This is a genomic window from Wolbachia endosymbiont of Ctenocephalides felis wCfeJ, assembly GCF_012277315.1.
In the GTDB taxonomy this organism is placed as follows: Bacteria; Pseudomonadota; Alphaproteobacteria; order Rickettsiales; family Anaplasmataceae; genus Wolbachia.
Map to the genome: position 1 here is coordinate 235,386 of NZ_CP051157.1, position 20,270 is coordinate 255,655.

Sequence of the window (20,270 nt, forward strand, 5' to 3'; positions counted from 1 at the left end):
TGAGCATAGAAAGTAGCTAATCTTAATTTAAAACACAACATTAATTATTATGGAACCTGGATCCCAGTGTCGGGGCACTGGGATGACACCCGCAAATTACCTGCTGATTGCAATGTTCGTACAGTTATGCGCTTGACACTACCATTAAGCTAAAAAGTAGTAACATAAATGGAAACATTTATTAATTAGTATTAAGCATTGACTCTAATATTTCCTTACTAATATCTCGAAAAAATTTCCCTTCCCTATTATTTGGAGTATGCAAACCAAAAAAAGGAACACCTAAAAGGCCATCTCCTTTAAATTTCCTCATATAGTTAGCTATATATGGATCCCTGTTAGTCCAATCGCCTTCCATACATACCACGTTATGAGCTTTCAAAAGTTGCTGTACAGGATCCGATTTCAATACTACCTGATTGAGAAACTTACAGTACAGACACCAGTCAGCACTAATTGTTACTAAAACTGATTGGCCATCATCGATCAGGCTGGTGAGCCTTTCTTGAGAAAAATTAATCCTCTCAGCTTGCAAATTTTCTTGAAAAATGACCCTTTGTACTGATTCAGATAATACAAATGGCAATAGATTCAACAAAAGCAATAATATAAAAAGAATAGATTTAGTTAATAATTTTACATAACTGGTAAAACTCCATATCCATATGCTAAATGTAAAACTTAGGAGTCCGACTAGTACAGGCAATACCATTTCCATGTTTGATTCCTTTATCAGCACCCAAAACAGCCAAATAGTGGATAAAAATATAGGAAAAGATAAAAAATGCTTAAATGTTTCCATCCACTTACCAGGTTTTGGCAAGAATTTAAGTTTGTTAGGAAAAAATGATATAATTAAGTACGGAAATGAAATGCCAAGACCAAGAAACAAGAAAATGCTGATAAAAATAAATATTGATGACTGGGTAAGTGCAAAACATATGGCTGACGCCATGAAAGGTGTAACGCAAGGAGTGGCAACCAATGTTGTAAGCACTCCAGTGAAAAAACTGCTGTTAGCTTTACCTGAGTAAGAAAATATAAAAGGAATTTCATATAAGCCACAAAAACATAAGCCTACTGCAAACATCACATATACTAGCACCAATATAAAAACAGGAGATTGCATATGAAAACCCCAACCTACCGCACATCCCATATTACGTAATGTTAATAGTGCTATGGATAGTATTAACATGGTAGTCAACACTCCAAGAGTATAGGTTATGCCATTTAATCTCAGCTTAAATGAGTTACTAGCATCATTAATCATCGCTACTACTTTTAAAGAAAGAACAGGGAGAACACAGGGCATAAAGTTAAGTATTACACCACCAATAAATGCAAACACTAAGTTTATAATAGGCTCCATAATGCCATGAATTAAAATACAATACAGTTTTAAGTAACCATAATTGTTTAGATGGTCAATAGATTTTCTATCTAGATGCATGTTCCCAGAGAGTGTAACGGTAAAGATTTAATACAAATAATTCAGAAGCTGTATAGTTCATATGGGTTATTACAACTTGATCTTTTGTAAGTAAGTAATCCTCTAGGAACAACCCTGCTGAATTCTAAGATATTATTTTTTGTAATATCGGTGTGCACACCATGATAAGAAGAACGGCAGAATGTGCCAAGCAGCTTTTTCCCGATAAAAGTTTGTTATACAAAAAGTCTATTTTAATTTGGTTGTATTTTATTAAAAAAAACTTTAGATTTATTTCATAATCAATACTACAATTTCATGGCTCAGACTTGGGATTTATTGCAAACAGGGCAGAAGGAAAATTATAAGATAGCATACATAAATGCTCGTATTATTGACCCAGAAACTAAACTCGATATAAAAGGCTCACTGTTAACTGAAGGAAATAAAATTATCGATTTTGGTGAGTCGTTATTTTCAAATGGAGTTTCAAGTGGGATTGACAAGACAATAGACTGTAAAGGACTTGTTCTCATGCCAGGCCTTGTTGACATTCACGTACATTTTCGTGAACCAGGCCAGGAGCATAAGGAAACTATACACACAGGTAGCAAATCTGCTGCTGCAGGAGGCGTTACAACTGTAGTTTGTCAGCCTAACACTGTTCCAGCAATAGATAGTGTTATTTTGGCCAAGTATTTAAAATATAGAGCACTTGAGACTTCACATGTAAACGTTGAGTTTTACGCTAAAATCACCACTGCAGAAGGAAAGTTGACCGAAATGGCTCTTTTAAAGGAAGCCGGTGCAGTTGGGTTTACTGATGATGGTATGCCAGTTATGAATCCAATGATTATGAGGCAGGCACTACTTTATTCAAGTATGCTAAATGTTCCTATTGCTCAACATGCCGAAGACCTAAATTTATCAGCAGGCGGTGCAATCAACGAGGGTAAGATTTCTGAGGAATTAGGAGTAAAGGGAATCTTAAGTGCGTCAGAATCGGTCATGGTAAGTCGCGACATACTGCTCATGAAAGATATCGAAAATGTACACTATCACATTTTACATGTCTCTGCAAAAGATTCGCTTGATGCTATCAAATATGCAAAGGATTTAGGATTAAACGTTACATGCGAAGTAACTCCTCATCATTTTACCTTGACTGAGGATATAGTAAAACAACACGGAGCAATTGCAAAAATGAACCCGCCACTTCGCACTGAAGAAGATCGTTTGGCTATGGTTGAAGGTTTAAAAATGGGTGTGATTGATTGCATTGCAACCGATCACGCACCACATGATCGTAATTCTAAAGGTCTACCACTAGAGAACGCTGCATTTGGCATTGTGGGTCTTGAAACAATGCTACCTCTTTCACTTGAACTTTACCATAGTGGACAGATGAGTTTGTTTGATGTACTAGCAAAACTCACATACAAGCCTGCGGATATAATACATGTGCCGCGTGGTCGTATACAGAAAAACCTTGCTGCAGACCTAATCCTAGCTGATCTGGATCATGAATGGGAAATTAAAATTGACACCTTTGCTAGTAAATCAAAAAATTCTCCTTTTGATGGACGCAAGATAAAAGGTCAAGTAGTACGCACTGTTGTGTCTGGCAAAACTGTGTATTTACAAGAATGATTTTAGTAGAATTATTTGTCCTTATCTGGGATTTTGGATAACTCAGCTTTTATAGCTAAGCTGCCATTCCAGCACGTGACGCTGGAATCCAGCCTTATTTTCATTTTTATATAGAATCGAAAATAAGAGATTCCTTATGTTCATTGAAGAGTGTCATTCCAGCGCGTGACGCTGGAATCCAGTGAAAAAAAGAATGGATCCCAGTATCAAGTACTGGGATGACAAGAAGAGGAGCTACTTGAATGACATCATTAGACTACTTGGATGCATTGTAGAGGCTACAGGGATGACATCCACAGCCCTGTCATTCCAGCGCGTGACACTGGAATCCAGATTTTTTTGGACTGGATCCTATGGTCAAGCCATAGGATGACAGAAATAGGTTTTATTAGCTCTATAGCTCTCTTGATGTAAAATAATCCTATCTCGCGATTTTCTATTTTTTCTAAAAGAGTAACATTGTGGTACCAAGGCAATTGTGCAGCAACCTGTTGCACAGATTCAACGTCAGTTCGGCAAATTTACGCATATACTTCAGATTTCTTGTGCTAAACCCCTTCATATCAGGAAAAGTATCTCGCAAATCTTTGCTTAATTGATCAATAATTTTTGCGTCCCAGCCATGTTCTTTTTTGCGTTTTAAGATCTCTGTGCCAATATAATGGTAGAGGAAAATAAGCTTGTTATTTACTGCAAGTGCTGTTTTATAGCGGCTTGTTGCGATACAATCCTTTAGCTGCTTCAAAAGGTTTGTGTACTCTTTTCCTATAATTTTTGCCCCTGATCATCCCTCACTTTTTTAATCTCGCAACGATATTTTCTCTGCCGATAAAAACTAACAACTTAGCAAGTTCCGGGCCTGTTTTTGTGCCTGTTAAGGCTAAACGTAGCTGCATGAATAAGTCTTTTGCTTTTATATCCAATGTTTGTCGAATGACTTTAACCCACTCCGACAGCGTATTCTCATTACATTCACCTTGCGGCAACGCACTCAGTGCAATTTTTATAAATTCCTTATCAAGAGTCGCAGGTTCTATATCGGATTTACATATCTGCCACCACTTAGCAACTTCAGAAAACCTTTCTATATTGCTTCTTATAAAATACCAAAACTCCGAAGAATTTACTCCAATTTGACTTAAACGCCCATTCATCACTTCAAATGGCATCTGTTGCAGAACTTTGCTATTTAGCTTATATACTTCACTCAAGCTAAATTGCGTGGAAGCCGAGCTAAATTTTTTAATGTCAAATGAGTCAACCAAAGATTTCATGTCAATATGAGCTTCAATAGGGTCTGATGTTCCCAGTTTCGCTAAGTAGCTAGTAAGCGTCATTGGTTCAATATCATCTTCTTTTATGGATCTAATATCCAGTCCACCTTTTCGTTTTGATATCTTACCATCATCAAAATGCAACAAAGAAAGGTGAGCAAATATAGGAACTTTTGCCTTCAATGCTTGAATCATTTGTACCTGTGCCACAGTGTTGGTCAAGTGATCTTCTCCGCGTACAATATGGGTAATATTAAAGTCAATGTCATCAATAACAGAAGGTAACATGTATGTATAAAGTCCATCTTCCCTCCTCACCACAGGGTCACTGATGTGATTGGTTGCAATATTTACTTCACCTTTAACTTCATCGTTCCACTTAACGATTTCTTTTCTATTCAACTTAAATCTAAAATGTGGTTTTCGTCCTTCTTGCTCATAGTGAGCTTTCTCCTGTCCAGTTAGAAGTAATGCACCTCTATCATAAACAGGCGGAAGTCCTTGTTTTAGCTGCAATTTGCGTTTAATGTCTAACTCCTCTCTTGTTTCATAGCATGCATAAATATACCCTTCTTTCACTAACTGTAAAAATACCTCGTTATAGCGCTTAAAGCGCTCTGATTGCTTAAAGTTTGAATCCCAATCTATACTAACCCATCTCAAGTCTTGCATGATGCTATTTACATATTTGGCGTCTGAGCGTTGAAGGTCAGTATCGTCGAAACGAAGTAAAAACTTTCCGTTTTTGCTACGTGTGTACATCCAGCAAATAAGTGCAGTACGGATATTTCCCACATGGAGATAGCCAGTTGGGCTTGGGGCAAATCTTGTTAACATTTGTGGCTCTGATTTTCTTCAATTTTATATAAATACATGGCTAAAGCAAGCAAAGCAACCTAGGTTTGCAAGATACTTATTCACCAGAAAGTATTGTTCAAGCAGCTACATCTAGGTTTTACAAGTAGATTTCTTAATATCTAAATATATTTACAACTCTAAACCTGGTAAATTTCCAGTAAATAGTAACACTCCTGAAATGAGTATTACCCAGAGCACTGATATTGGTAGGAACACTTTCCAACCAAGACGCATTAGTTGGTCATATCGATAACGAGGTATCGTTGCTCTAACCCAAACAAATACGAATAATAGTAAAACCATCTTCAAAACAAACCAAATCAAGCCCGGAATTTTGTACAGTAAATTAAGCTCTATAGGAGGATACCATCCTCCCAGGAAGAATATTGTCAGCATAGCGCTTGCTAAAATCATGTTTGCATATTCTCCAAGAAAGAAAAGAGCAAAAGGCATTGATGAATACTCAACGTTGTACCCAGAGACAAGCTCTGCTTCAGCTTCTGGTAAATCAAACGGGTGGCGATTAGTTTCGGCAAGAAGAGAGATAAAAAACACTACTGCCATAGGCATTAGTAGTATATCAACCCAAAATGGCATATTATGCTTTATCACTACCATCTCCCCAAGATTTAGCGTGCCAGTTGTAATAACAATTGTAGCAACTATCAGACCTATTGAAACTTCGTATGAGATCATCTGAGCAGCTGACCTTATGCTGCCCAGAAATGCATAGTTAGAATTGCTGGACCAGCCTGCAATAATAATTCCATATATTCCTAGAGAAGATACAGCCAGTACATAAAGTACCCCAACATTGATGTTCGCCATTACCTTAGGGATTACTATCTGTTGACCATTTTCTATTATTACTTCAGCACTAAATGGTATCACTGCCCATGCAATTAATGCTAAAATAAAGGTAAGCATTGGAGCCATGATGAATAATATGGTGTTTGCTCTGAACGGTATTATTGGCTCCTTAATTAGTAACTTGATAGCATCCGCAAATGGCTGTAATAGCCCAAAGGGTCCAACAACACTTGGACCATGTCTCAGTTGAATTGCACCAATAACTTTGCGCTCAAAGTACACCAAATACGCAACTGAAAGCAGCAGTGGCACCAAAATAAATAAGATATTAACTAGCACATTCATAAAAAGCTTTAGTACAGTCTGCCATTATTTTTGAAGCTCGACTTATTGGGTCTGTCATATAAAAACTACACCCCTTTAAAGTAAAAGATTTGTCGCTTAAGCCTACTTCACCACTACTGATTGACACCCACTTGTTTTTTACCACTTGATCTACATTTTTAAACTGTGGACCAATAGCATCTAATTTTTTTCTCACATCAAATAAACTATCATACGGTAAGGAAAGGCCCAAATATTGAGATAAATTCTTGACAATTAACCAATCTTCCTTTGCCTCACCAGGGGGAAGTACAGCTAAATTTGTTCTTTGAGCTCGACCTTCGGTATTCACGTAGGTTGCATATTTCTCTGTGTATGCAGCTCCAGGTAAAACGATATCTGCTACGTGCGCTCCTCTATCACCATGGTGACCCTGATAAATCACAAAGGTATTTCCTAACTTTGATGTGTCAATTTCATCTGCACCAAGAAGATAGACAATTTCTATCTCGCCACTTTCTGCTTGCTCTAGTATTTGGTTAATGTCCTTTCCGCCTTTTTGAGGAACAAATCCAATATCCAGCCCTCCAACTCTCGCCGCGGCTTTATGCAGCACGTTAAAACCATTCCAGTCATCTCTAATCATGTTAAACTTTTCTGCAATTGTACTAACTAAGGTTAAAATTGATTCGGAATCGTCCCTTGTTAATGTATCTTGACCAATTATAAGCATAGGGTTTTGAGCAGCGCTTAGCAATTTGCAAAATTTATGATTCCCTCTTGCTATTTCATTTAAAACGTTAGGATTGTTGCCTAGTTTTTCAACATGATATAAATACTCAATGTCAGGACCAACAGTTGCAATAGGGAAATTTCCTTGTAAGTATCTTTTTCTTATTCGTGCATTAATAATTGGTGCCTCTGTTTTAGGATTTGTGTTTATAAGCAAACATAAATCTGCATTCTCTATACCCTCAATGGTAGTATTGAACACATATGATCCACGATTATTTGGTATAAGTGTTGCTCTATCCTGCCTACAATCTATATTCGCTGAGCCAAGCTTTTGCATCATTTCTTTCAGTAAAAGCATAGATTCACAATCTGCTAGATCACCTGCAATGGCAGCTATTCTGTTTGGTTTTGTGCTCTTTAATTTTTTTGCAGCAACAGTTAATGCTTCATTCCAATTAGCTGGCACTAATTTACCGTCTTTCTTTATGTAAGGTTGATCAAGACGTTGCACTCTGAGTCCATCGTAAGCAAAGCGAGTTTTATCTGATATCCACTCCTCGTTAATCTCTTCATTGAGCCTTGGCAGTATCCGCATAACTTCCATGCCACGGTAGTCCACTCTGATTGCACTTCCCACAGCATCCAGAACATCTATAGTTTCACAATGTGATAACTCCCATGGACGTGCCTTAAACGAGTAAGGTTTTGAAGTTAAAGCCCCCACAGGACAAAGGTCTATGATATTTCCAGATAGTTCAGAACTAATATGCCTTTTTATGTAAGTACTGATCTCTACATTTTCTCCTCTTCCAATCCCTCCAAGTTCGTTTGTACCTGCAACATCAGATAAGAATCTAACGCATCGAGTGCAATGGATACATCGATTCATCGCAGTTTCAATAATTGGCCCAAAACGTTTTTTTGGCACAGCCCTTTTATGTTCATCGAGCCTACTTGTTCCTTTTCCATAGGCCATTGTTATATCTTGCAGATCGCACTCACCGCCTTGGTCACAAATTGGACAGTCAAGCGGATGGTTGATTAACAAAAACTCAAGTACTCCTTCTCGTGCCTTTTTAACTTTTGGAGTATCAGTATGGATAATCATACCTTCTGCAACTGGTATTGCACAAGATGCTACTGGTTTTGGAGGCCCACCTTCTACTTCAACTAAACACATCCTACAATTACCAGCAATTGCTAAGCGCTCATGATAACAAAAGCGTGGAATTTCAACGCCTACGGCCTCACAGGCTTGGATTATAGTAAGCCCAGGCCCTACTTCATATTCCTTAGAGTTAATGTTAACCTTAACCACAAATTTAAACCCACTACACAGCTTCCCACTTTATAGGGTTACCACTTACTTCATCTTCAACCAAATCACCATTATCATACTGAGCAGACATATAGTTCATACGTGAATCACGATCTATATATCTAACTGGTTTTACTGGCCTATCTTTATACATTTTCTGTTCAGCTTTCTTACGCTGAGTGGGGTTATTCTTACTAGCTGTTTTTGCCTTTCCGCCTGCTGCCATATGAACTCCTAAAAACTTCTCATTTTATTTTAACACTTAAGTATATAGCGTCAATATTAAATAACTTTAAAGTTTTAGTAGGTACCTATATTATAATCATTGTTCGAGTAAAAAGTCACTTCTTGATTTTATTTAATCATAAATATTTAAGGAACTTACCAAACAAAAAGAAGGCAAAGGAACCCCATGGCAGCTAGTTATTCACTATCTATCTTATAATTTTGGCGTTTTTTTTATGTCTTAAACAACTTATAAGCACGTTTCAGTTTGTATAGGTAAAAAATCAGAAGTTTTTAAAAACATGAGATGCATATAGTGCAAAAAACTAAACACGAGACGCCAAATAATAACAGCTACACCGTTTGTGCACAACTTCTACTTAATTGTGCTCTCTCCTCAATCAAATGGCGAAAATGTCTTATTAATCCTTGAATTGGCCAAGCTGCAGCATCACCGAGTGCACAAATTGTATGCCCCTCTATTTGAGTTGTAAGATCAAGTAGCTTATCTATTTCATCGGGTTTAATTTCTCCCGTTACCATCCTTTTCATAATTCTCCACATCCATCCAGTACCCTCACGACATGGTGTACATTGTCCACACGATTCATGCATATAAAAGTGCGATAACCTCTCTATTGCAGCTATTATGTCAGTTGACTTATCCATCACTATTACAGCAGCAGTACCAAGTCCTGACTGCACAGCTCTTAATGAATCAAAATCCATCTCAATAGTATCGCATATAGACTTTGGAATTAATGGCACTGAAGACCCGCCAGGTATCACAGCAAGTAAATTATCCCAACCTCCTCGCACTCCACCTGCATATTTTTCAATTAATTCACGCAGTGAAATTCCAAGCTCTTCTTCAACATTACATGGGTTATTCACGTGCCCTGAAATACAAAAGACTTTAGTACCAGTATTATTAGGTTTGCCAAGAGAAGCAAACCACTCTCCTCCACGACGCAGAATATCTGGAACCACAGCTATGGTTTCAACGTTGTTTATTGTGGTTGGGCAACCAAAAAGTCCAACACCTGCAGGAAATGGAGGCTTCATACGGGGGAAACCCTTTTTCCCCTCGATAGATTCAAGCTGAGCCGTTTCTTCCCCACATATGTAAGCTCCTGCGCCCCTATGAATAAACACATCAAGGTTATAACCTGATTTGCAGGCATTTTGTCCAATCAACCCTTTTTGATAAGCTTCTTCAAGCGCTGCCTTTAGAATTAAATACTCATTGTAAAATTCACCTCTGATGTAAATATATGCAGCTGACGCACTAATCGCTTTGCCAGCTAGGAGAATCCCTTCAAGCAACTTATGTGGCTCATATCTTAATATATCCCTGTCTTTGCATGTACCAGGTTCTGACTCATCTGCATTGACTACTAAATATACCGGTTGTTCTTTTGAAGGATTTTTGGGCATAAAGCTCCACTTAAGGCCAGTAGAAAATCCCGCACCTCCTCGACCTCGCAAGCCAGATTTTTTCACTTCATCAATAATTTTTTCTGACCCTAAATCTAGCAACTCCTTTGTTTTCTGCCAATTACCACGCTTTTTCGCACCTTCAAGTAGTGGAGTTTCTTTACCATCTAAGTTCGTGAATATTTTGTTCTGTGCCTTCAACATGGTCCTTTGAGATTCCAAGTGATCCCGGCGCGAATCGAACGCGCGACCCACTGATTAAAAGTCAGTTGCTCTACCGGCTGAGCTACGGGATCGTTTCATTTTTTAGCTACACTAAGCATTAATATATCTTTTATCCGTTTTAATCAAACTAAAATTTTCATATGTATAGAATTTATGCATCATATAGCTTCTTGACAATAGCTTAACACTTCCTGTATTCTAGCCTAGATTAGTTTGTCTTCACAAGCAATTGGGGGCATAGCTCAGCTGGTAGAGCATCTGTTTTGCACGCAGAAGGTCAGCGGTTCGATCCCGCTTGCCTCCACCATTTTGTTTGTTTAAACCTTTCTCTATACTAATTTAGTGTAATTTAAAGCTTGCCAAAATAGCCTATTTTAACCAGCTTTAAATATGACCTTCTGTGTCTAATTATCCGCTTTAAAATTTTCAATCTCTGGCTTATTTACGTTTTTTATGATAATTTGAGGTTGAAAGTGGATTAGTCCCAAAATGAAAAAGTTCTGTGAAATGACATATCAAAAAGCCTTATTTTTCTGTAAAGATGGTCTCCTACTCGACAAGAGTACTGGTACGCCTTTCATTAATTTTGGGCAAGCTATGAAATATTTCAATGCGGAGAATATAATAAAAAATGATTACTTAATCATTGTACAAGGTGTATTATTACCTAAGGCTCCATTCACTATAGCTAATCCTAAATCTTGTCTAAGGCAAGTTACAGGTACAGAACAGGGGCATCTTTTAAAAGCTATCCATTTAGTTTCTTGGGATTCACAAACTAAATATTGTTCAATATGTGGTGGCATTCTCAGTGCAATTGAAAAGGCAATAGAGAAAAAATGTTCACTGTGTCACAGACTGTTTTTTCCACACACATATCTAGCCGTTATGATTTTAGTTTATTGCAGAGATGAATTACTGCTTGCTAGATCTCCTCATTTCACTCCAGGAGTGTATAGCGCCCTTGCCGGATTTGTAGGGGTTGGTGAGTCTGCAGAGGAAGCAGCAATCCGGGAGGTAAAAGAAGAAGTAGGGTTGGATATATATAATTTGCAATATTTCGGCATTCAAACTTGGCCATTTCCTGCAAGTTTTATGATTGCTTTCACAGCAGAGTGTGATGATAAAAAAATTACAATTGATTACAATGAATTAGAAGACGCCCGTTGGTTTTCTAAAGATAACCTACCTGATCTACCTTTGATGCCCTCTATATCTAGGTCCCTTATTGATACTTTTTTAGGTTATAAAACGTAATCTGTTTGAAAATTTTTTGCGCAAGTTAAAAAAGTGTTCGATTCATGGAGATTATTATAACTGACTTGTCAGGTTGGGTCTTGTTTTTTACATTCCAAGACTGTACAACTCAGTATGACTTGATTATCTAATTAACTTATACTATATAATAATAGGGAAAGTTTTAATCCTCAGAAAGGTTATTATTACCAGTCAAATTGCAGAAGTTATATGAGCGAAAATACTAAACCATTTTTAATATTCTGTGGTATAGCGTCAGTAATAGGAGCACTTACAGGTTTAGTATTGAGTTTTACAGCTCTATCACCGTTAATAATAGGAGGAATTTTAGGCTCCATAGCTCCAGCACTGCTCGTATTTTTTCTTGTTTTCATGAAAGATCCTATTGAGAACGAAGATCTTAAAATTTCCCCCATTTGTCTTGGTACTATAGCACTTGCAAGCATTGTAATTGGAGCTGGTCTTACCACAACTGCAGCCACTATTTTTCCAGGTGTAACAATTGGAGCTGGATCTGCCGCTTTAACAGGTGCAGTGATAGGGGCTCTAGCATTTATTGCAGGAGCTTTTGTAACAAGTTACGTTGTGGACCCAATAGTTGAAAAAGTTAATGAATGCTTTTCTTCAAAAGATAAAGAATAGAGACCAGTTTAAACTAACTAAACGAAATTGTTTTTCCCTTCTCCTTCAATCTAGAATTATTCAAGCTATTATTAAGAAGAGTTTATCAACAGAGTGAAATTCTTTTTCATAGCAGCAATAAAAAAATAATAAGCTAGCTGTTTTTCACTTTTAAATAACTAGGATTCGTGTTTATGTTAATAAAATCAAACTATAGAGTAAATGTGACAATCATAAAGGTTAATGTTTTCACACGATCTACATTTACAGGTAACCCCGCTGCTGTTGTTATAGAATTCTCCGGAAATAGTCAGCAGATGCAATTACTTGCTAAAAAGTTAAATTTCCCTGCCACTGTATTTATATTGCCGTCTAAATCCAATAAAGTGGTAGCGCAGCTTCGATTTTTTGCTCCAGCAACAGAATTATCAATGTGCGGACATGGAATATTAGCAGCAGCTAGCTATTTATTTAGAGATAAAACTGAAGGCAAGCTAGTTATTGAAACCTTGGAAAATAAAATAGTAAAAATTGAAAAAAGACACGACGGATTACTACAGTTCACATCAACAAGGGCTCAAAGATTAGATATAAATATAGACGATAAAGAAATACGTGGTCTTCTTGGATTACCAAGTTCTTTGCTTATTAAATCAGATAATCCTTATTGTGTTGCTTCAATCGGCAGCCCAAAGTTATTAGTGCCTATAATTTCGAGACAAACTTTACTTACAATTAAGCCTGATTTTTTAGGTATTACTGATTGGAGTATTAAAAATGATGTCAACGGTATATATGCTTATACTTCTGATACTGTTGATACAGGCTCACATTTTCATGCTCGTAGTTTTAATCCAAACTCGGGTAACGATGAAGATGCAGCAACAGGAGTAGCTGCAGCAGCACTTGCTTCTGTCTACTCTGATGAAACAGCAAAACTTTCTGATGTTATCATAGAACAAGGTGATTGTATAGGCAAAAAAAGTCGTATTGTTGTTACAGTTAATGAGGAGCTTTTAAAAATAGGCGGGTATGCAGCTATTGATGGTCCAATATTACAAAATTAATTAGAAATGTCAGTTATGGATTAGAATTTTAAAATACAAGAATATCAACAGCTTATTATTCTAGCGTTTGTAGTACGTCCTGACCTTAAGTGACCAAAAACCTATCATTCCTATTAGTAGACATATAGGTATTATCAACATAGATTTGACCATTACATCAGCTCCATAAAATGGCTTGCCATCAACAATTCTACCATCCCAATAAAAATTCATTATGGTTGCAATCACAACGTGAAAAAAGTAGCCAAAACTCATAACAATGGAGTTATTTACAGATCCCGCACTTGCTACCGCATCGTTTTTCACATAGCTTACAACTTTAGCAGTTAAGGCAAGTTGGTATGCAGAAGCAAGGCCAATAACAAATAACAATACACATGCCAAGAGTGCACTGATGTTGAATATGAAAAGCAATAAGAACACAACTATCATGGCAACAGCACAAGAAATTATTATCTCATAGTGCTTATTTGGATTTTTCGCTAATATGTAAGGAAATAATACATGTCCAAAACCAAAGCCTATTAATACCCATTTCGAGATACCGTATGCAACATTTATATCCATGGAGTACATCTCATGCAAAAACGTTGCAGCCCATGCATCCGCAAACCCTTCTAATGGTCCAACCAGAAAACCACCAAATAAACCCATCAATAGAATATCTTTATTAAGCATAATCTTGCTTAAACTTTTTATACTTAATCTCTTGTCTGTAGTAGCACTGCTAGGTATGGATACAAAGGCGGTCAAAGCAAGTAATAGTCCAAATATTACACATACAGTGAATACATAATCCCACCCAAACTTATCAAATAAAACATGTAATGGTTTAGTAGCAAATACACCACCAGAAATACCAATAATAACTGATATGCTGAACATTATGGCAAACTTTTCTCTACGATAATAGAGACTGATTATTTTAAAAAGTCCCAATATCGAAGCTGATGATCCAACACCAGTAATTATTCTCCCAATAACAGAATAACTCCAATTGTTAGAACTCACTAAAGGTAATGCACCTAAAGACGTTAAGGCAATACAGGTTGATATAACAATTTTAGAGCCAAACCTATCTAAAAGAATACCTACAGGAATATGTGCTAACACATAACCTACATAATATAGCCCACAAAATTGCCCTATTTCTGTTGTTCCTATGTTAAACTTTGTTACCAACTCAGGAACTATAATATTTGGAATGACACGTAGTATGTATTGATATGCATAAAACAGAGATACTAATAACCATATTAAGAAATTTCTCTGCAGCATTAGCTATACCTCAAACTGGAAATGTAGGCGCTTTAGTTATGTAAAGCAAGCTTTACGTAAGAAAAAACTATAAACACCACCTTTTGCTTTTTTTTATGAATTTCATGTTAAACAACACGATCATACATTAACCTACAGAAAACGTCATGGCAAATAAAAATAACAATTTTAATCCAAGGTATAGAAATTTTTATGTTCTAGGCGATAGCTTGTCTGATAGTGGCGCGCTCTGTGGAATCTTAGAAGCACTGTCCTTTGCGAGAAGCGTAAAATTTGATGACCCTTTTTATCAAAACAGATCTTTCAGCAATGGCCCTGTTGCCGTTGAATATCTAGCAAAATATTTGGATTTGGAAGAATTTAAACCTGGATGGAGTTATTCGCTTTTTGGTAGACATCACGAACAGCGAGGTCAAAACTATGCAGTTTCATATGCATCAGCGTCTGAAATTTCTGAGCCCATTTATTCTTATTTTTTTAACAAATTCCGTTTAGCTAACCAACTAGACGCGGTAGTTAAGCATCATCCAAATATAGGTAAAGAAGATTTATTTTTTATCATGATTGGCGGCAATGATATCATGATCACAACTGCTTATGATGATGTTAAAGCGGAAGCAGTATTGGAACGAGCAGTTAGCGAAATATGCAGCGCACTTAAGGTTCTCGATAAACATGGTGTTAAGTATGTAGTTGTTGCAAATGCACCTGACATTGGTTTAATACCAGCTTTTAACAAAAATGAAAAAGCAAAAGTGCTAGCTACAAAGCGCGCAGAGAATTTCAACGCAAAATTAGCCAGTGGCTTAGATGATACTAAGAAAAGCACAGATCTTGAAATAAAGATATTTGATCTTAATTCTAAAATGAAAACCATGCTCAGCGAATATAAGAACAAAGGTTTAAATTATCAAAACGCGTGCATATCGGATGTTGCAGACCAACTTGGAGAATTTAAAGGAAACACAAAAATACTCCTAGAGCTGATATTTAAAGGAAAACTTGGCACTCATTATAATCCTGGGTGTAGCGAAGAAACACTAAAGGATCATTTCTTTTTCGATTACTTCCATCCAACTACAAAACCTCATCACGAAGTTAGCAATGAACTATACGCATTAATTAAAAATGACGAATGTGAGCTAATTCATGCCAAACAGCAAGAGAACTTGCTCTTATAACGCTATCTTCGTAAAGTGAGGTATTAGAGCTAAAATACCTTACAAGAGCAGATGAAACTGAATGCCTAACGGCATCAACTTAAGAGCCTTTTTAAATAAGGAGACACTTCAGACTTCTTGCGTAACAAATTTTCAGCACAACGCTGAAAATTTGTTACGCAAGAAGTCTAATGTGACAAAAAAGAGTAATAATGTCAACAGCTTAGCACTTCGGAGACAAAGATTTAAATTTATTTGTTTACGTCTCCAATTTTATAGCTCATAATGGAGACAAAGATTTACATTTCATGTTTTATGTCTCCAGCATTTATTGGCAGGCAAGCTGAATTAAAGCAACTGCTAGAGCTTACAAAAAAAAATACTGCATCTTTTGTGGTAGTTAAAGGAAGGCGTCGTATAGGAAAAAGTCGTTTAATTCAAGAGTTTGGTAAGAATTTCGAGCAGTATTACTCATTCATAGGTTTGCCACCAGAAAAGCATACTACAACATCTCATCAGCTTAATGAATTTTCCAGGCAAATTGCTAGGCAATTTAATACATCTTTTGCTAGGTATGATGACTGGAGTGACTTACTATGGGCAGTTGGTGAACGTCTATTATCAGGGAAAATATTACTGCTATTTGATGAAATCTCTTGGATGGGTTCAAAAGATCCAACTTTTTTAGGCAAAATAAAGAATTTTTGGGACACGCAGCTAAAAAATAACAAAAAGTTAATTTTTGTCGTATGTGGATCTGCTTCATCTTGGATCGAAAAAAATATACTTAGTAGTACTGGTTTTGTAGGAAGGGTATCGTTGACTCTAACACTTGGAGAGTTATCACTTTCTGATTGCAATAGATTTTGGCCCAAAAATATTTCAGCATATGAAAAATTTAAGGTACTCGCAGTAACTGGAGGAATTCCAAAGTATTTAGAAGAGGTAAATTCTAAACAAAGTGCTGAAGAAAATATTAAAAAGCTTTGTTTTACAAAAGGTGGCTTCTTAGTTGAGGAATTTGATCAAATATTCTCAGATCTATTCATGCGAAAAACAGCTTTTTATAAACAGATAGTTAGGGCTCTTTCTACTGGAGCTAAAGAACAAGAAGAAATTTGTGCTGCTTTAGATATTGCAAGACACGGACGCATTTCTGAGTATCTACATGAGCTTGAGCTTGCTGGTTTTGTTGCTAGAGATCACACTTGGAATATACAAATGGGTACTGATTCGCGACTAAGGAGGTACAGACTCAAAGATAATTATTTAAGATTTTATTTGAAATATATTGAAAAAAATCTAGGAAAAATTAATCGCGATGCCTACTCCATGGGATTGCTCGCATCTCTACCAGAGTGGCATACAATCATCGGACTTCAGTTTGAAAATTTGGTGCTTAACAATAGAAAAAGCATACATAATATCTTGGGAATTGATAGCATAATAAGCGAAAATCCATTTTTCCAAAGAAAGACAGGTGCTAGTTGTCAAATTGATTATATGATTCAAACTAAATTTAACACTCTCTACATTTGTGAAATCAAATTTTCAAAAAATAAAATCAGTCATTCGATAATACAAGAAGTGCAAAAAAAGATAGATACACTAAAGCGTCCAAAAGGCTTTTCATGCCGTCCAGTCCTCATTCACATTAATGGTGTAAGTGACGACGTTATGGATAGTGACTACTTTGCAAACATAATTGACTTCGGAGAATTATTGCATTGTAAGCCATGATATATTTCTCACAGATTCACTCAAACTTAATTAAGTAGAAGTATTATTGATGCGAAAGGGGTTTAATTCAGATGGTATGACGCATGAGGAAGATATAAACCAATTAGTAGAAAGTGGTTTTGATATTAACTCAAAGGATGCAAATGGGGTCACTCTTTTGCATAAGTTTACAAAAGAGGGCGATGCAGCCAGAGTAAAATCGTTGCTAGAGCATGCAGCAGATTTTAATGTTGTAGACAACGAAAATAGAAATCCACTGCATTACGCTGTTATGCATGGACAAAAAAAAATTGCTAAACTTCTTGTCAACGAACTGACAGTTAACTCCAAGGATAAAAACAGGTTTACTCCGCTACACCTTGCTGCGCTACAAGATGATACGGAACTAATAGGTTTTCTGATAGCAAAAGGTGCAAAAATTAATGAAAAAGATGCTAAAGAAGGTTACACTCCTCTTCACATAGCTTCACTATACGGCTCCAAAAAGAGTGTCCAAGCTTTAGTTGATGGTGGAGCCGATCTTGAATGTAAAGACGATAATTTGCATACCCCTTTATTTTTGACCACTTATCAATGTACTACACATTACGAAAGCAGAGCAGAAATTATAGAATATCTGATAAAGAGAGGTGCAAACATAGAAGCAAAAGACGCAGAAAATAATACTACACTTTTCCTAGCAGCATATAATAATAAAATGCAAATAGTGAAGCTTATTGTAAAAAAACAACAAGCAAAAGCCAACTTTAAAGAATTTATCTGTACAAAAAATACTCATGGCTTTGATGCATTGGATTGTGCTATTGAGCATAACAATAGGAAAATGGTAACATTTCTTATTTCAAAGGGAATAGATGCAAATGATCAGGATTTCAATGGTAATGCCCGGTTGCATAAAGCTAGTTACAATGGCGACGCTAGAGCAGTTAAGCTCTTATTGAAACTTAAGGTTAACATTAATGCTGTTACTAAATGCAACAGGACTCCTTTGCTGCTGGCAGTTAAAAGAGGTCATATAAAAATTGTGAAAATGTTACTGGAAGCTAAAGCCAACATGAATATTTGCGAACACCAGAGTTATACGCCCCTGCATCTTGCTGTTCAAAAAGATTATCTTGATATAGCCCAACTGTTAATAGAAAAAGGAGCAGACCTTAGCATAAAATGCAAAGATGGTTACACTGCAATAGACATGTTTATCAACAAAGCTAACGGCAGCAACGAAAACTACAAGAAATTTTGTAGGTTTTTGATACTTTACCTGAAAGATCTACACAGCAAATGTAAAGCTTCTTGCATATTTTCAACCTTGGCTTTGAGCTTGACAATTCTAGGATTGCCTTTTATTTTCAAACCTATAATCAAATACAAAAAAAGAAGTAAAAGATATAGAAAAACTAAGGCCATGCTGGAAAACTTGCTCTATATTTAAGTATAGCTTTGTAATTAGTCATCAATCCCGATTTTTAAGTTGTGCTAGCACACTACGGCCATTTAGAGAGTCAAGATTTTTAACTTGGCTGGTTAGTATCAAAGAGTTGCTTTTTAGGTATCTTTCCATAAGGTTCGTGAGCCTTTTTGGATTACTTAAATAACTCCATTCTGCTTGTAAAACTTTTATATCACTTTGCACTAAATTAATTTCACGTTTTATCTTTACCAGCTCTTCGTTTAATGACTGGACATGTAGTTTTACTTTAAATAGTCCTGTGATGCTGAAAAAAAATATTACTATTGAGATGATACAGAAAGCTCTCATGATAACCTTTGTATAGCTCTTAGTTTTGCTGAGCGCGCACGTGGATTTGCACTCATTTCTTCCGCACTTGCTTTGATTACTTTTTTATTTAAGAGAGAAAATGTTCTATAATCAGCAGATTCTGGTTCACATAAACCTCTAAAAAAGGTTTTAACTATACGATCTTCTAAAGAATGAAAAGTGATGACAATTAGTTTACCATTCTTATTTAAAATTTCAGATGCAGCCTTAATAGCTTTTTCAAGTTCTCCAAGCTCATCGTTTACCCATATTCTTATTGCTTGAAATGTCCTAGTTGCAGGATCAATTTTGCTTTTTCCACGAAATACCACTGAACGTACAATACCCGCAAGTTCAAATGTAGTTTTGATAGTTTTTTTCTTCCGTGCATTTACTATTGCCTTTGCAATTTTGCGAGAATGACGCTCACCTCCATAGTTATATATAGTATTTGCGATTTCTTCTTCGCGCAAAGCGTTAACAAATGTTGAAGCATTGATGTGGGAAGAGTTATCCATGCGCATATCAAGCGGACCATCATGTAAAAATGAAAATCCTCTATCTCCGTCATCAAGTTGCATGGACGAGACCCCTATGTCAAATACAACTCCATCTACAGTATTGTCTGGTGTCATTCCAGTGCATGTCCATACATTTTTTTTTCGGACCCCAGTCGAGATAATGGAAGAGGACTGTGAGATGAGAAAGGGTTCTGCAAAGTGCTCGAATCTATTATTATCTAGTATACTTTTAATATTGCTAAATTTATCAACAAATAACTTTATTTTGCCGGGGTGTCTGATACTTAAACTGTCATAAAATTTAACAACCGTTACATCTCTGTCAATTGCATACACTTTGCAATCAGCTGATTCCAATATTGCTTTACTGTATCCCCCAGCTCCAAATGTAGCATCCACATATACACCACCATTTTGTGGTGAAAGTTGTGATAACATTTCTTTTAACAAAACTGGAATATGCATCATAGCACCCTATCGAAGGATCTTTTGTACAAAGATGAAGATAGCTTCCTCACTAAAACATAGTAAATATATGATATGAGAATACTTGATATAGTCAACGATATAAAAATATTA

At 36.3% G+C, this 20,270-nt stretch carries 18 protein-coding genes and 2 tRNA genes; 9 read left to right on the forward strand and 11 right to left on the reverse strand.

Annotated elements, in window-relative coordinates; translation table 11 throughout:
• Window positions 1–181: 181 nt before the first annotated feature.
• Window positions 182–1,372: a protein-disulfide reductase DsbD family protein gene (locus tag HF196_RS01130; protein ID WP_168455451.1), complete on the reverse strand. Its 1,191-nt coding sequence runs from the start codon at window positions 1,370–1,372 to the stop codon at window positions 182–184.
• A gap of 378 nt (window positions 1,373–1,750) precedes the next feature.
• Here HF196_RS01130 and HF196_RS01135 point away from each other — a divergent pair, with 378 nt between their 5' ends.
• A complete protein-coding gene (locus tag HF196_RS01135) occupies window positions 1,751–3,082 on the forward strand; it encodes a dihydroorotase (protein ID WP_168455452.1) in 1,332 nt (443 codons plus the stop codon).
• Window positions 3,083–3,263: 181 nt separating this feature from the next.
• On the forward strand, window positions 3,264–3,455 hold the full coding sequence (locus tag HF196_RS06135) for a hypothetical protein (RefSeq protein WP_168455259.1): 192 nt from the start codon (window positions 3,264–3,266) through the stop codon (window positions 3,453–3,455).
• Between the two features lie 72 nt (window positions 3,456–3,527).
• On the opposite strand, the gene HF196_RS05865 is transcribed toward HF196_RS06135, so the two are convergent.
• The 7 genes from HF196_RS05865 to HF196_RS01175 all read right to left on the reverse strand — a co-directional run bounded on the left by HF196_RS05865 (window position 3,528) and on the right by HF196_RS01175 (window position 10,359).
• Complete coding sequence (locus HF196_RS05865) at window positions 3,528–3,827, reverse strand: DUF1016 N-terminal domain-containing protein (RefSeq protein ID WP_246198574.1); 300 nt, start codon at window positions 3,825–3,827, stop codon at window positions 3,528–3,530.
• A 46-nt stretch (window positions 3,828–3,873) separates the two neighbouring features.
• The gene (gene gltX / locus HF196_RS01150; RefSeq protein WP_168455453.1) at window positions 3,874–5,193 is read right to left on the reverse strand and encodes a glutamate--tRNA ligase; all 1,320 of its coding nucleotides are present in this window, start codon (window positions 5,191–5,193) and stop codon (window positions 3,874–3,876) included.
• A gap of 150 nt (window positions 5,194–5,343) precedes the next feature.
• Window positions 5,344–6,369, reverse strand: coding sequence for an NADH-quinone oxidoreductase subunit NuoH (nuoH, locus tag HF196_RS01155; RefSeq protein ID WP_168455454.1), 1,026 nt, complete (start codon window positions 6,367–6,369; stop codon window positions 5,344–5,346).
• Window positions 6,353–8,401 carry an NADH-quinone oxidoreductase subunit NuoG gene (gene nuoG, locus HF196_RS01160; protein WP_168455455.1) on the reverse strand — a complete coding sequence of 683 codons (2,049 nt, stop codon included), beginning with the start codon at window positions 8,399–8,401 and terminating at the stop codon, window positions 6,353–6,355. Before nuoG ends, nuoH begins: the two co-directional genes overlap by 17 nt.
• A 13-nt stretch (window positions 8,402–8,414) precedes the next feature.
• Window positions 8,415–8,627: a hypothetical protein gene (locus HF196_RS01165; protein WP_168455456.1), complete on the reverse strand. Its 213-nt coding sequence runs from the start codon at window positions 8,625–8,627 to the stop codon at window positions 8,415–8,417.
• A gap of 353 nt (window positions 8,628–8,980) precedes the next feature.
• Window positions 8,981–10,267: an NADH-quinone oxidoreductase subunit NuoF gene (gene nuoF / locus HF196_RS01170; RefSeq protein WP_168455457.1), complete on the reverse strand. Its 1,287-nt coding sequence runs from the start codon at window positions 10,265–10,267 to the stop codon at window positions 8,981–8,983.
• 19 nt (window positions 10,268–10,286) lie between these two features.
• Window positions 10,287–10,359 (reverse strand) — tRNA-Lys (locus HF196_RS01175).
• Between the two features lie 160 nt (window positions 10,360–10,519).
• Here HF196_RS01175 and HF196_RS01180 point away from each other — a divergent pair.
• The 4 genes from HF196_RS01180 to HF196_RS01195 all read left to right on the forward strand — a co-directional run bounded on the left by HF196_RS01180 (window position 10,520) and on the right by HF196_RS01195 (window position 13,233).
• Window positions 10,520–10,595 (forward strand) — tRNA-Ala (locus HF196_RS01180).
• A 182-nt stretch (window positions 10,596–10,777) separates the two neighbouring features.
• The gene (gene nudC, locus HF196_RS01185; RefSeq protein WP_168455458.1) at window positions 10,778–11,545 is read left to right on the forward strand and encodes an NAD(+) diphosphatase; all 768 of its coding nucleotides are present in this window, start codon (window positions 10,778–10,780) and stop codon (window positions 11,543–11,545) included.
• A 210-nt stretch (window positions 11,546–11,755) separates the two neighbouring features.
• Entirely contained in the window at window positions 11,756–12,187 is a 432-nt protein-coding gene (locus HF196_RS01190) for a hypothetical protein (RefSeq protein WP_168455459.1), read from the forward strand.
• A 203-nt stretch (window positions 12,188–12,390) separates the two neighbouring features.
• Window positions 12,391–13,233 carry a PhzF family phenazine biosynthesis protein gene (locus HF196_RS01195; protein WP_168455460.1) on the forward strand — a complete coding sequence of 281 codons (843 nt, stop codon included), beginning with the start codon at window positions 12,391–12,393 and terminating at the stop codon, window positions 13,231–13,233.
• Window positions 13,234–13,293: 60 nt separating this feature from the next.
• Here the strand turns inward: HF196_RS01195 and HF196_RS01200 are convergent, their stop codons facing one another.
• On the reverse strand, window positions 13,294–14,508 hold the full coding sequence (locus HF196_RS01200) for an MFS transporter (RefSeq protein ID WP_168456242.1): 1,215 nt from the start codon (window positions 14,506–14,508) through the stop codon (window positions 13,294–13,296).
• A 149-nt stretch (window positions 14,509–14,657) separates the two neighbouring features.
• Here HF196_RS01200 and HF196_RS01205 point away from each other — a divergent pair, with 149 nt between their 5' ends.
• The 3 genes from HF196_RS01205 (at window position 14,658) to HF196_RS01215 (ending at window position 18,843) form a co-directional block, all read left to right on the forward strand.
• Window positions 14,658–15,692: an SGNH/GDSL hydrolase family protein gene (locus HF196_RS01205; protein WP_168455461.1), complete on the forward strand. Its 1,035-nt coding sequence runs from the start codon at window positions 14,658–14,660 to the stop codon at window positions 15,690–15,692.
• Window positions 15,693–15,956: 264 nt separating this feature from the next.
• Window positions 15,957–17,411, forward strand: a complete 1,455-nt coding sequence (locus tag HF196_RS01210) for an AAA family ATPase (RefSeq protein WP_246198576.1) — start codon at window positions 15,957–15,959, stop codon at window positions 17,409–17,411.
• A gap of 76 nt (window positions 17,412–17,487) precedes the next feature.
• Complete coding sequence (locus HF196_RS01215; protein ID WP_168456244.1) at window positions 17,488–18,843, forward strand: ankyrin repeat domain-containing protein; 1,356 nt, start codon at window positions 17,488–17,490, stop codon at window positions 18,841–18,843.
• Window positions 18,844–18,864: 21 nt separating this feature from the next.
• On the opposite strand, the gene ftsL is transcribed toward HF196_RS01215, so the two are convergent.
• Entirely contained in the window at window positions 18,865–19,170 is a 306-nt protein-coding gene (gene ftsL / locus HF196_RS01220) for a cell division protein FtsL (protein WP_168455462.1), read from the reverse strand.
• Complete coding sequence (gene rsmH, locus HF196_RS01225) at window positions 19,167–20,159, reverse strand: 16S rRNA (cytosine(1402)-N(4))-methyltransferase RsmH (protein ID WP_168455463.1); 993 nt, start codon at window positions 20,157–20,159, stop codon at window positions 19,167–19,169. The genes ftsL and rsmH overlap by 4 nt, the downstream gene beginning before the upstream one ends.
• Between the last annotated feature and the right edge of the window lie 111 nt (window positions 20,160–20,270).